This is a genomic window from Pseudomonas sp. PvP100 (assembly GCF_017833055.1).
Lineage (GTDB): Bacteria > Pseudomonadota > Gammaproteobacteria > Pseudomonadales > Pseudomonadaceae > Aquipseudomonas > Aquipseudomonas syringae.
This window is the reverse complement of record NZ_JAFIBO010000001.1, coordinates 5201900-5214565: the sequence shown is the minus strand read 5'-3', so window position 1 is coordinate 5214565 and position 12666 is coordinate 5201900. Positions and strand designations below refer to the sequence as shown.

8 protein-coding genes and 2 tRNA genes are annotated in these 12666 nt (G+C 57.8%); 2 read left to right on the top strand and 8 right to left on the bottom strand.

Features of this window, described 5'->3' with window-relative positions; genetic code table 11:
- Window positions 1–223: 223 nt before the first annotated feature.
- Together JOE39_RS22485 and JOE39_RS22480 are read left to right on the top strand one after the other, a co-directional pair.
- Window positions 224–310 (top strand) — tRNA-Leu (locus JOE39_RS22485).
- 160 nt (window positions 311–470) lie between these two features.
- A tRNA-Leu gene (locus JOE39_RS22480) sits at window positions 471–557 on the top strand.
- Window positions 558–651: 94 nt separating this feature from the next.
- Here the strand turns inward: JOE39_RS22480 and JOE39_RS26430 are convergent.
- From JOE39_RS26430 to hfq, 8 genes are all read right to left on the bottom strand, one after another.
- Entirely contained in the window at window positions 652–3645 is a 2994-nt protein-coding gene (locus JOE39_RS26430) for a hypothetical protein (protein WP_245227501.1), read from the bottom strand.
- Window positions 3646–3957: 312 nt separating this feature from the next.
- Window positions 3958–5892, bottom strand: coding sequence for a methyl-accepting chemotaxis protein (locus JOE39_RS22465; RefSeq protein WP_210078256.1), 1935 nt, complete (start codon window positions 5890–5892; stop codon window positions 3958–3960).
- A gap of 170 nt (window positions 5893–6062) precedes the next feature.
- Window positions 6063–7355 (bottom strand): adenylosuccinate synthase, encoded by a 1293-nt coding sequence (locus JOE39_RS22460; protein ID WP_003422343.1) that lies wholly within the window; start codon window positions 7353–7355, stop codon window positions 6063–6065.
- A 54-nt stretch (window positions 7356–7409) separates the two neighbouring features.
- A complete protein-coding gene (locus JOE39_RS22455) occupies window positions 7410–8597 on the bottom strand; it encodes an ATP phosphoribosyltransferase regulatory subunit (RefSeq protein WP_016567069.1) in 1188 nt (395 codons plus the stop codon).
- Between the two features lie 270 nt (window positions 8598–8867).
- A complete protein-coding gene (gene hflC, locus JOE39_RS22450) occupies window positions 8868–9737 on the bottom strand; it encodes a protease modulator HflC (RefSeq protein ID WP_003393535.1) in 870 nt (289 codons plus the stop codon).
- A complete protein-coding gene (gene hflK, locus JOE39_RS22445) occupies window positions 9737–10942 on the bottom strand; it encodes an FtsH protease activity modulator HflK (RefSeq protein ID WP_003393536.1) in 1206 nt (401 codons plus the stop codon). Before hflK ends, hflC begins: the two co-directional genes overlap by 1 nt.
- Before the next feature lie 96 nt (window positions 10943–11038).
- Window positions 11039–12340, bottom strand: a complete 1302-nt coding sequence (gene hflX / locus JOE39_RS22440) for a ribosome rescue GTPase HflX (RefSeq protein WP_002551820.1) — start codon at window positions 12338–12340, stop codon at window positions 11039–11041.
- Between the two features lie 12 nt (window positions 12341–12352).
- A complete protein-coding gene (hfq, locus tag JOE39_RS22435; RefSeq protein WP_002551819.1) occupies window positions 12353–12613 on the bottom strand; it encodes an RNA chaperone Hfq in 261 nt (86 codons plus the stop codon).
- Window positions 12614–12666 lie beyond the last annotated feature (53 nt).

Genomic DNA, 12666 nt, shown 5'->3' with positions numbered 1-12666 from the left:
GATAGTTTTCACCTTGTATATATAGGGGTTAGTTTGGCATAGACCTCATGAAACGGGAAATTTCACGCTCAATCCTCTGGACAAAAAGCCTCTTGGACTCCGCTGAAACACCCGAAACACGCCGTCCGCGATTTTTTTCGAGCTTTTTGCACTGCCGGGCTTTACAGCCTAAAAGACGCTCCGTATAGTGCGCGCCATCGACAGGTTGATGCCTGTCGATACTGCCCAGATGGTGAAATTGGTAGACACGCCAGCTTCAGGTGCTGGTGACCGCAAGGTCGTGGAAGTTCGAGTCTTCTTCTGGGCACCAATTCAGGCGACAGACTACAACAGTCTCAAGCCTCACAAAAACCCGCGAAAGCGGGTTTTTGGATTTTCAGGGTTTGATTATTAAATCAAAACAGGGGTTTACAGAGTAAAACGATCGCCGTATAGTGCGCCCCATCAACGGCGTACACGCTGCTGATGCTGCCCAGATGGTGAAATTGGTAGACACGCCAGCTTCAGGTGCTGGTGACCGCAAGGTCGTGGAAGTTCGAGTCTTCTTCTGGGCACCAATTCAAAAAAACCGAGCCAATGGCTCGGTTTTTTGCTTTTTGGCTTGCTCATCCTGGCGACTGAGCAAGCCAAGTCCATAACGGACACACTCCGTTATGGCTTCAAAGCGAAGCCATAGGCCACCTCTCCGCCGATTTTTATGTCTGAAAGATCTTTATCTGTGTCGTTATCAGGGTAATAGCACTTTCTGGTGAACAAACCACCGTCACTTGCCCAGACCCTGCGCGCCCACTGCTGCCCCGCGGGCGCTGCCGGAAAATCGATATCCAGCTTCCCACCACCTTCAGCACGCAACCTGCGCCAGGTTGCCAGATCCGGGATGACAAGACCTTTGTTTCTGCTGTCGGCGATTTCTTTACACTTCGTGTAGGTATCGACATTCAGGTACTCCAGTTTGGATACACCCTGAACAGGGACCGTCGCAGATGAACCAGCGCCCGAAGCGCCCCCTGAGGAACCAGTGCCCGAAGCGCCTCCTGTGGAACCAGTGCCCGAAGCGCCCCCTGTCGAACCAGCGCCAGAAGCGCCCCCTGTGGAACCAGTGCCCGAAGCGCCTCCTGTGGAACCAGCACCCGAAGTGCCTCCTGTCGAACCAGTGCCCGAAGCGCCTCCTGTCGAACCAGCGCCCGAAGCGCCCCCTGTGGAACCAGTGCCCGAAGCGCCTCCTGTGGAACCAGTGCCCGAAGCGCCCCCTGTGGAACCAGTGCCCGAAGCGCCTCCTGTCGAACCAGCGCCCGAAGTGCCCCCTGTGGAACCAGTGCCCGAAGCGCCTCCTGTGGAACCGGTGCCCGAAGCGCCCCCTGTGGAACCACCGCCCGAGGGGTTAACTTGCGATTTTATGGCCACCGTCAGCACAGGAAACTCTTCAGCATAGAGATCTTCGATGTCTTGATCGACACTGACTTTTGCAAACACTTCGAACTCGCTGCCATCCGCCAGCTTATCGAACTCGGCACGAGCGACCGTTATCGCCAGATCCTGCTGCGCCTCGGTGCCAGTCAACGGTTTGGCTGTCCAGACGTTGATCTCCAGGAAACTGCCATCTTTGGCAACACCTTGCAGACTCAACCACACTAGTTGACCCGCCGCCATGAACAGCCACGCCTTGAGCACGATAACGATGTCGGTGTTGACCGCGGCCAGATCCAGAACCCCTCCGGGCGCTTGCGCGATCACCGGCGCAGAAAAGTTGTCCAGACCAAGCCTCTCAATTTTGAAAAGGTTTTCTTGAGACTCTATCGGCCTGGCCAATCCGTTGCGCGTGACATTATAGTAGACCCAGACAACGCTTCCCATATTCGCGCCAATTGCCGAGGCCGGAATAATGAACTCCAACGCCTGGCTTAAGCTGCTCACCGTCTGCGTTGCAATATCCGGCGTTCCAGCGCCGCCAGTTCCGCTAAAGAAGAGTCGAACCGTATCGCCAACAGCAAAAGCCGCGCTAGGCCGAATGACGACTTTTGTACCATTTAGCGCGACCATAGGATTAAGCACCGCATCCACAACCGCCGGAACCTCTGGAGTAGGCAGCGAAAGGTCAGCCAATTGGGGGCCTACCGAAAACGACGCTTCTTGAGACCTGAACTTCCGCGGCTTGCCATCCAGCCCCTGACGCTCGATGACGTAATAAGCAGTGGCCTTCTTGTTGAGCGCTGTATTGACGGTCGCAGCAGAAATGTTGAATACCAAGTCATTATTGACATTGGCAGCCACAACGGCCTGGGTGCCCAACACAGTGGGGGCGCCACCCTCGGCCAACTGCCAATACGCCGTAACCTTGTCGCCCTCCTCAGTCTCTGCAAAAGGCACAGTAAGCGTCGTACCGGTGCGCACTAAAGACACATCCATACTGCCATCCTTAACCCCCCCAACAACGGCGCCCTTCAACACTCTGGAGTCAGCAGCGTCCTGTTCCTGCTGGGTACCGACAAAGAATTTGTATGCAGGAGAGTTAAAGCGGAGGTTCTGACCACCCGGCAGGGTACGCTCAATCTGGTAATAAACTGTGACGAACTTACCTCGATATGAATTGATGGTTCTGTCGAGATACACCTCAATGTTCAAATCCTGATCGACGTTTCCCGGAGTAACGGTAAGCGTCTCTGTCAACCTATTCTGTAGTGAAGAATCATGCCAGAACATTGTAATCTTGTCGTTGACCAGCGTTCCGGAGAAAGGAATACGCACATTGACGTATCCAAAAACTTTATCCGGGTCAAGGGGCCCGACAATGTTCTGATGGTCATCGTCCTGAAGAAAGGGCGCCAAGCCAACAAGGCGTGACCCCACATAGAGACTGCGCTTGATCGAGTTGTACCAGATGCCCTCTCTGTAGACCTGGTAGTAAATATCCACGCCGCCATTGAACACCTTGATTTTCTCTTCTCTCCAAATAAACGTCATGGGCCGAAAATTTGGATTACTGCTTAAGTTGCCGGAACTGACAGGGCGTAAATCGCTCTGGGTAACAGCCTGCTGTTTTTCGTCGAGACCCTCCATGATTACCCTGACTTGATCCCCATCGCGCATATCCTTGTAGTCCACACTGATGGTTACATACTTGACGGCTCCTTTGGAGCTAATTTTATTGAGATCGATCGTATCATCGACAACTTCAATCACGTTGAGAGCCGGTAGGTAAAGGCCACGAATCTCGAAGGTGAGAATTCCCGATGTACGAGGCTTGCCAACAACTGGCGTGACAACATACTTAAGTGTTGCTGTTCGACCTGCGAGTCTCTTTAAATACTCTGACGGTACTATAAAAGTACGGTTATCACCCCCCACCGCATCCTTTACTTTGAAACCTTGACGCCAACTGACCAGCGAACCGGGGGGGCCATCGAACTGGAGTTCAACATACTCACCCACCGCGAAATTTAGCCAGATAGCACTTACACTAGAAATTGCAGACAATTTGACGCTGAGCCCCCGCCCTGCCAGGTAGGACTTATCCGATTCCGTTGGGGGCACTGACATTTTGTCGGGAAAGCCTAAGTTCATATATACCACGTTTTTAGCGGCATCCACCTTGCTAAACCCGCCGAGAATTACAGGGACTTGCGCCCCATTCCATATAGAAGCCATATTCAATCCATCCTTAGAAAGAAATACAAACATTAAGTGTGCCAGTGGTTCGAGCACAGAGCAGAAAGCTTATTCAACCTCATAAGCGTCTACTCACTGTAGACGACTTGCTGTCATCGGCATAACCATCAGAAGTAACAGGTAGACATTAAAGAAAAATAAAAATTGTCTGCAGGGACTCGGACACTGAAACTGGCGCCATTAAAATCAATGCACCAATACGCCGGCTATTCAGCACGTTAAAAATTTCGTTCTACGCGTTTCGCAGGCCCTGGCATAATCCAAGGCCTTTTTACGAACGCGTTCACCCTCTCAAGCCCGAAACTGCCCCAGGCTCGCCTTCAACTGTGCAGCCAGCCCATCGAGCACCTTACCGCTGGCGGTCGTTTCCACCACCGCCTTGGCAGCACGCTCGGCCTGAGCATGGATCACCTCTACCCGACCACGCACCGCCTGGGCGCCTTCAGCCTGATGAACGGCCGCCTTGGTCGCCAGACCAATGGCCGCATGCACCTGCTCCACGGAAGCTTGCACCGTCTGCTGCCGCTTGGCGCTGTCGCGCAGCACCTCAAGACCTTCCTTGGCCTGGCGCCCGGCGATGCCGATGGCTGCGACCGCCTCTTTCGCGCCGCGCTGCAAGGCCACGATGTGCTCCTGAATATCGCCCGTCGAGCTTTGGGTCTTGCTGGCCAGCGCACGCACTTCGTCAGCCACCACGGCAAAGCCTCTGCCCGTCTCACCTGCGCGAGCCGCTTCGATGGCTGCGTTCAACGCCAGCAGGTTGGTTTGCTCGGCAATACCATGAATGACCTCCAACACCACCTCGATCTGCTGGCTTTGCTGCGCCAGACGCTCGATCACTTGCGCCCCCGTCTCAACCTGCCCGGCCAGCGCTTCGATCAACCCGCCAACCTGACTGGAGGTACGGGTGTTTTCATCGGTTGCCTGTTTGATATCGATCACCTGACGCAGGGCTGCCTGCATCGCATGGCTTTCCGACTGCGCCTCGTCGGCCATCTGCTCCAGCGCTTTGAGGCTGGCCGCCACTTCGTCCCGCTGCAATTCGGCCGCCGCATCAGCACCGGCGTTACGCTCGCTCATGACACCGATTTCCTGCCCGGTGCGCTGCGCCACTTCGCCCGCCTCGCGGACGATAGGTTGCAGCTTGTCGATGAAGCGGTTGACCGCCGCCGACATATCACCAATCTCGTCATTGCTGTCCAGCTTGACGCGCTTGGTCAGATCGCCCTCGCCCGCCGCCAGGTCATTGAGTGCAGCGATCAACAGATGCAACTTGCTGACAACCCGACGTCCGAGCACCACCGCCAGTAACAGCAAGACACACAGGCCGACCAGCGCCAGACCCATGCCGATTCTCCAGCGCAGTGTTTCGGCAGCTTCCTGAACCGCAACACGCGTGTTGGCGGTCATCGCCACCCCTGCTGCCTGAGCCGACTGCAGACGCGTGCGCAAGGCCGTCGAGCTGTCTTTCGAGGCACTGGCAAGGCTGTCAGACACCAATTGTTCACCACTGGTGATCAGGGTCGCGAAACGCTTGTCCAGGGCGGCAAGGTTCTCTTCGACCGTTGCCGTTGACACACCCATGCGCACCTTGCCGATCTCGACACCGTTAGGGCTGATGGACGCTTCAACGTAATACACGGAAGGATCGTTTTTCGCCGCATTGAGGACCTTGTCCATCGCCCGCTCGCCCTCACCCTTGGCCAGCAGGGCCTTGACCAGCGGATTGTCGCGATTCATGTAACGCGTAAGGTGCTCACCTGCGGCGTCGTCATAAACGACGAACAGTACGTTGGGATTGCGCTGGGCACGGCGTGCGAATTCGGAAAGCGTCGGAGTGTCGTTGTCCCACATGGCGCGCGGAGCGACGGCAGCCAGCAGTTCGGCCATGTCGGTCGCGGACTCGCGAAGGTCTTTCTCCAGCGTGGCACGCAGTTGAGCCTGCTCGTCCTTCAGGCGGGTAGAAAGCCCGACACTCAGGCGCTGACGAGTGCTGGATGACAACGCATCGAGACTCGATGTCACTTCGCTACTCGCCGACTCCAGCTCTGCGGAAAGATGTTGCGAATCTACCCCGAGACGGTTGGCGAGATCAGCCTCAAGCGCGGTGACCGTGCTCCGGGTAAGCGCAACCGCCACGATGACCTGCACCAAAAGGGCAATGCCCAGCGCAATAAAGACCGGGCGCAGCAGACGACTTTGCAAGAGAGACAAGACTGCAGACACAGGAGAATCCTTCCACCCACAGCGCCACTAAAATGATGGCACTTTTCTGTCATCTTTGTAGCAAGCGCCGTGCCGTGACACAAGTCTCACTTTTTTCCGCATTGAATCCACCCGACGCGGAACGCAAAAAGGGCCGCAAATGCGGCCCTCTTTGTGTGCTCGGCAATGGATCAGCCGAACGGGTGACGCAGTACGATGGTTTCGTTGCGGTCAGGACCGGTCGAAATGATATCGATAGGCGCACCAACCAGCTCTTCGACGCGCTTGATGTAGGCGCGTGCAGCGGCCGGCAGCTCTTCAAGGGTCTTGGCACCCAGTGTGGACTCGCTCCAGCCCGGCATTTCTTCGTAGACCGGACGCAGGCCGAGGTAGCTGTCCGCGTCGGTAGGCGCGTCGATGACCGCGCCTTCTTCGTTCTCGTAGCCGATGCAGATGTTGATGGTTTCCAGACCGTCGAGCACGTCCAGCTTGGTCAGGCACAGACCCGAAATGCTGTTGATTTCGATAGCGCGACGCAGGATGACCGCATCGAACCAGCCGCAACGGCGGGCGCGACCGGTGGTAGCACCGAACTCGTGACCGCGCTTGGCCAGGAAGGCACCGACATCGTCAAACAGTTCGGTCGGGAACGGACCCGAACCCACGCGCGTGGTGTAGGCCTTGGTGATGCCCAGGATGTAATCCAGGTACATCGGACCAAAACCGGAACCGGTGGCAATGCCGCCCGCAGTGGTGTTGGAGCTGGTGACGTACGGGTAGGTACCGTGGTCGATGTCCAGCAGCGAACCCTGGGCACCTTCGAACATGATGTCTTTGCCGTCGCGACGCATTTCATGCAGCGCAGCGGTGACGTCAAGCATCAGCGGCTTGAGCATGTCAGCGTATTCCATGCACTCGTCGAGTGTCTTCTGGAAGTCGATGGCAGGCTCTTTGTAGTAATTGACCAGCACGAAGTTGTGGTAGTCGAGCAGTTCGCCCAGCTTGGCGGCGAAACGCTCGCGATGGAACAGGTCGCCGATGCGCAGACCGCGACGTGCAACCTTGTCTTCGTAAGCGGGGCCGATGCCGCGACCGGTGGTGCCGATCTTGAACTCGCCACGGGCCTTTTCACGCGCCTGGTCGAGTGCCACGTGATACGACAGGATCAGCGGGCAGGACGGGCTGATGCGCAGGCGCTCGCGCACCGGAATGCCTTTCTCTTCCAGCTTGATGATTTCGCGCAGGAGCGCGTCGGGAGCAACCACCACACCGTTACCGATCAGGCACTGCACGCCTTCGCGCAGCACACCGGACGGAATCAGGTGCAATACGGTTTTCTCACCGTCGATCACCAGTGTGTGGCCAGCGTTGTGGCCACCCTGATAGCGAACTACGGCGGTAGCATGTTCGGTCAGCAGATCAACGATCTTGCCTTTGCCCTCATCACCCCATTGAGTGCCCAGGACTACGACATTCTTACCCATAACACTTGTCCTCATTCACGCAAACTTGGTGCCGGCGGCGGCCGGCAGGAATACTCAAGAAGCCAGCGGCATTACCTGCCAGTGCTCGCCATGCTGAATCAATTGCCGGTCACAGTCGGCTTCACGCGCGGCGCTCGCCTGCTGCCCAGGCAAGGCCTGAACCACACGCTGACCTTCACTGCGCAACTGGCAAACCATCTGCCAGAGTGCCGCATCCGTACTGTCCGGCACCCAGATGCCACCAGACGGTAGTACGATTTCTGCCTGCCCCAGGGTAACCAGGGTTTTCAGGTCGGTGGAAAAGCCGGTCGCCGGGCGGGCACGACCGAAGTCGGCGCCGATGTCATCGTAACGACCGCCCTGAGCGATCGACTGGCCCACGCCCGGTACGAATACCGCGAACACCACACCGGTGTGGTAGTGGTAGCCGCGCAGTTCGCCGAGATCAAAGTACAGCGGCAACTGCGGGAAACGCGCAGTCAGACGCTCGGCGATCGACAGCAGGTCATCCAGCGCGGCCAGCACCGGCGCAGGTGCGCCGGCCAGACGATCACGTGCGGCGTCCAGCACCTCACGACCACCGCACAGATCGACCAGTGCGCGCAGCATCGTTGCCAGCTCTGGCGGCAGATCGGCGGTCAGGGCAATCACCTCATCGATGGCCTTGCGCTGCAGTGCATCGAACAACTGCTGCTCGACTTCACCCGACAGGCCGGCGGCACGCGCCAGACCGCGATAGATACCGACATGCCCGAGGTCCATATGCACATCCGGCACATCGGCCAGTTGCAGCATGGCCAGCATCAGGCTGATGACTTCGACGTCGCTGCTCGGGCTCGCATCGCCGTACAACTCGGCACCCAGTTGTATCGGGCTGCGCGAGGACGACAGCGCGCGCGGCTGGGCATGCAGAACGCTGCCCGCGTAGCACAGACGGCTCGGGCCTTCACGTTTCAGGGTGTGCGCATCGATGCGTGCAACCTGCGGCGTGATGTCGGCGCGAAAGCCCATCTGCCGGCCCGATTGCGGGTCGATAACCTTGAAGGTGCGCAGATCCAGATCCGAACCCGCGCCAGTCAGCAGGGACTCGAGATACTCGATATGCGGGGTGACGACAAACTCATAGCCCCAGCTCTGAAACAGATCCAACACCTGACGGCGCGCTACTTCAATGCGCGCCGCTTCCGGTGGCAGTACTTCTTCGATGCCATCTGGTAGCAGCCAGCGGTCGACCGTTGCCATTACGCCATTCCCCTGTGATCCAGGCGGCCAGCCTACGGGCCGACCTTGAGTGAAGCAGAAAGTGGTGCGCCGTATGACGGGCACGACAAATGCCCGAGACAGGCCTTGCAGACCACTTTCCTCGAAAAATCTTGCCGCGTTCCGATTCAGATACGGCCAATCAATCGTGCAGACGCAAAAAAGCCGGGAATTTCCCGGCTGCCGCATGATACACACGTTTCACCGTACGTTCACCCCACCGGGCGGTTTTGCCGCCCGGCGGATGATTAATTACGGCTTGGCTTTTTCCATGTAGCGAAAGAATTCACTGTTCGGATCAAGCACCATCACGTCGCTCTTGTTCGCAAAGCTTTCGCGGTAGGCACGCAGGCTGCGATAGAACGCGTAGAACTCCTGGTCCTGACCATACGCCTTGGAGTAGATCGCGGCAGCCTGGGCATCACCATCACCACGCGCTTCTTCCGACTCGCGATAGGCTTCGGCCAGCAGCACACGACGCTGACGATCGGCGTCGGCACGGATGCCTTCAGCCAGCTCGTTACCCTTGGCACGGTGCTCGCGCGCTTCACGCTCACGCTCGGTGCTCATACGTTCGAAAACGCTGCGATTCACTTCCTTCGGCAGATCGATGGCCTTGACCCGGACATCGACGACTTCGATACCCAGCTCCTTCTCGGCCATGCGGTTCAGCGAACCGGTGATATCGGCCATCAGCGCGTCTCGCTCACCCGACACGACTTCGTGCAGGGTGCGCTTGCCGAACTGGTCACGCAGGCCGGATTCCAGACGACGCGAAAGACGCTCGTCGGCAATCTGCTTGAGGCCGGAAGTCGCGGTGTAGAAACGCTCCGCATCCTTCACACGCCACTTGGCGTAGGCATCGACCATGACCGCTTTCTTTTCCAGTGTCAGGAAGCGCTGGGTCGGTGCATCGAGGGTCAGCAAACGACCGTCGAACTTGCGCACCTGGTTCACGTAAGGAACCTTCACATGCAGACCCGGCTGAACGTCAGCCTGGACCACACGACCGAATTGCAGCAGGACCGCACGCTCTGTCTGGGACACGATGTAGAAGCTGTTCCAGGCAATGACGGCCAGTATCACGCCAACAATGAGGGCGATCAGCGATTTGTTACTCATCAGCGAGTCTCCCTGGTACGTACTTCACCACGCTGCTGAGCCTCATTCGCCCGGGCAGCGGCGGCAGCAGCGGCAGCATCATTGGCCGACTGCGATGGCGTACCTGAATTGGAGCCATTGCCGTTACTGCTGCGGCTGCTCTCGATCATCTTGTCGAGCGGCAGATAAAGCAGATTGTTCTGCCCCTTGTCGCCGGTCACGAGCACCTTGCTGGTATTGCTGAAGACTTCCTGCATGGTGTCCAGATACAGACGCTGACGGGTGACTTCAGGAGCCTTGCGGTACTCGGCAACCAGTTTGGTAAAGCGATCCGCCTCACCCTTGGCACGCGAAACCACTTCATCGCGGTAACCGTTGGCATCTTCGAGAATACGCTGAGCCTGACCACGGGCTTCCGGGATCACACCATTGGCGTAGCTTTCAGCCTGGTTGCGTGCACGCTGCTCGTCTTCACGGGCGCGGATCACGTCATCAAAGGCTTCCTGCACTTCACGCGGCGCGGCGGCGCTCTGTACGTTCACCTGGGTCACGGTGATGCCGGTGCGGTAGGTATCCAGGAAGCGTTGCAGACGCTCCTTGATTTCGCTGGCCATCAGTTCGCGGCCTTCAGTCAGCACCTGATCCATCGCCGTGGAACCCACGACATGGCGCAACGCACTTTCAGTCGCGTGCTGCAGGCTGATTTCAGGCTGATCGACGTTCAGCACGAACGCCTGAAGATCGCTGATCTTGTATTGCACGGTCAGCGGCACTTCGACGATGTTCTCGTCTTCGGTGAGCATCTGGCCCTGCTTGCTGTAGGCACGCTCGCGAGTCACGTTCTCCATGTACTTGCGATCGAACGGCGGGAAGTAGATGTTAAGACCCGGGCCCACGGTCTCGTGGTACTGACCGAAACGCAGCACGACAGCCTGCTCTTGCTCGTCAACCACATAGATAGCGCTGTAAAGCCAGAAAGCGACTAGCACGACAAGCCCGATGCCGAGCAGGCCGAAGCCGCCGCCCTTGCCTGAACCGCCACCACTGCCACTGCCGCCGCCATCGCTGCCGCGTTTGTTACCGCCGCCGAACAACCCCTTCAGGCTTTCCTGCAGCTTACGGAAGGCCTCGTCGAGATCAGGTGGTCCCTTGCGGTCGCCGCCACGGCGTTTGCCACCCCAGGGATCTTGATTATTCGAGTTGCCACCCGGCTCATTCCAAGCCATAGCGCTCTCCATCTGATAAAGCAAAGACGCGCCCGCGGCGCGCCGACCAATGCTACAGAATGCTCGGGAAAGCCGTACAACGGCTTTCTCGTGCTTTTATTGCAAAGTGTGTTGCTCGATGAACTCCAGCGGCTGCAATCCTTCGCGACTCACCAGTCGATTGAGTTCAACGCGCGGCAGTCGTACGGCCAGCACACTGGCACCTTCCTCATCATGCGTTTCGCTCTGCACCGCACCCAGCTCAAAGAACTGGGCACGCAGCCGGGCAAGACTCTGAGGCAGAAGCAGCGTGCCGACGAACAGGTCGTCGCCGAGCAATTCGGCGATAGCCTGTTTGAGCAGATCAAGCCCTCGACCATCACGGGCAGAAACCCAGACACGCTGCGGCTTGCCATCGGCATCGCGCTGTATCTGAGGCTCTACGCCTTCAAGCAGATCGAGTTTGTTATAGACCTCGAGGATCGGCAAGCCCTCGGCGCCGATCTCGCCAAGCACCGCCATGACCTGCTCGATCTGCGACATGCGATCCGGCTCGTGGGAGTCGATCACATGCAGCAGTAAATCGGAGTTGCTCGATTCTTCAAGCGTCGCGCGGAAGGCCTCAACCAGCTTGTGCGGCAGATGGCGAATGAAGCCCACGGTATCGGCCAGCACGATAGGCCCCAGGTCATCGAGTTGCAGACGACGCAGGGTCGGATCGAGTGTGGCGAACAACTGGTCTGCCGCAAACACATCCGAATCGGTTACCGAATTGAACAGGGTCGATTTGCCGGCGTTGGTATACCCCACCAGTGAAACCGATGGAATATCTGCGCGACGACGCCCGCGACGGGCCTGATCACGCTGGCTGCGAACCTTCTCCAGCCGTCCCTTGATCTGCCGCAGGCGAACCCGCAATAGACGTCGGTCGGTTTCAAGCTGGGTTTCACCCGGACCGCGCAGGCCGATACCACCTTTCTGTCGCTCAAGGTGGGTCCAGCCACGGACCAGACGGGTACTCATGTGCTCAAGCTGGGCCAGTTCGACCTGAAGCTTGCCTTCGTGAGTACGCGCCCGTTGCGCAAAGATATCGAGAATCAGACCGGTGCGATCAAGCACACGACACTCGAAAACGCGTTCGAGGTTGCGTTCCTGACTGGGCGTGAGGGTGTGATTGAAGATGACCAGATCGGCCTGTTCGGCCTTGACCTGATCGCGAAGCTCTTCGACCTTGCCAGAGCCGATCAGATACTTGGCCGAAGGCCGATGACGCGGCACGTTGATAAACGCAACGGTATCGGCACCGGCCGAGATGGCCAATTCCTGAAACTCCTGCGGATCTTCGCGCGCCTCAGGGTCCTGACCATCCAGATGAACGAGAATTGCACGTTCACCACCACTGTGGCGCTCAAAGAACAAGGCAGACTCCTATCAGGCGTTACCTGGCTCGGCGTCCGCGCCGTCAGCGTCTGTAGCGCTTGGCAGGCGGATCGGGCGAACCGGTACGACGGTGGAAATAGCGTGTTTGTAGACCATCTGGCTGACCGTGTTCTTCAGCAAAATGACGAACTGGTCGAAAGACTCGATCGTACCCTGCAGCTTGATACCGTTGACCAGATAGATCGATACCCCGACCTTCTCTTTACGCAAGGTATTCAGGTAAGGGTCTTGTAGCGAATGCCCTTTTGACATGTGCCGCACTCCTTTAAGGATCAATAAAATAAAAAATCGAATTCGATTAGCTT

Excerpts from the sequence above, each read along its gene's own strand:
- hflC (WP_003393535.1), bottom strand. The coding sequence starts at position 9,737 with ATGAGTAACAAATCGCTGATCGCCCTCATTGTTGGCGTGATACTGGCC.
- JOE39_RS22460 (WP_003422343.1), bottom strand. The coding sequence starts at position 7,355 with ATGGGTAAGAATGTCGTAGTCCTGGGCACTCAATGGGGTGATGAGGGC.
- JOE39_RS26430 (WP_245227501.1), bottom strand. The coding sequence starts at position 3,645 with ATGGCTTCTATATGGAATGGGGCGCAAGTCCCTGTAATTCTCGGCGGG.
- hflK (WP_003393536.1), bottom strand. The coding sequence starts at position 10,942 with ATGGCTTGGAATGAGCCGGGTGGCAACTCGAATAATCAAGATCCCTGG.
- JOE39_RS22455 (WP_016567069.1), bottom strand. The coding sequence starts at position 8,597 with ATGGCAACGGTCGACCGCTGGCTGCTACCAGATGGCATCGAAGAAGTA.
- hfq (WP_002551819.1), bottom strand. The coding sequence starts at position 12,613 with ATGTCAAAAGGGCATTCGCTACAAGACCCTTACCTGAATACCTTGCGT.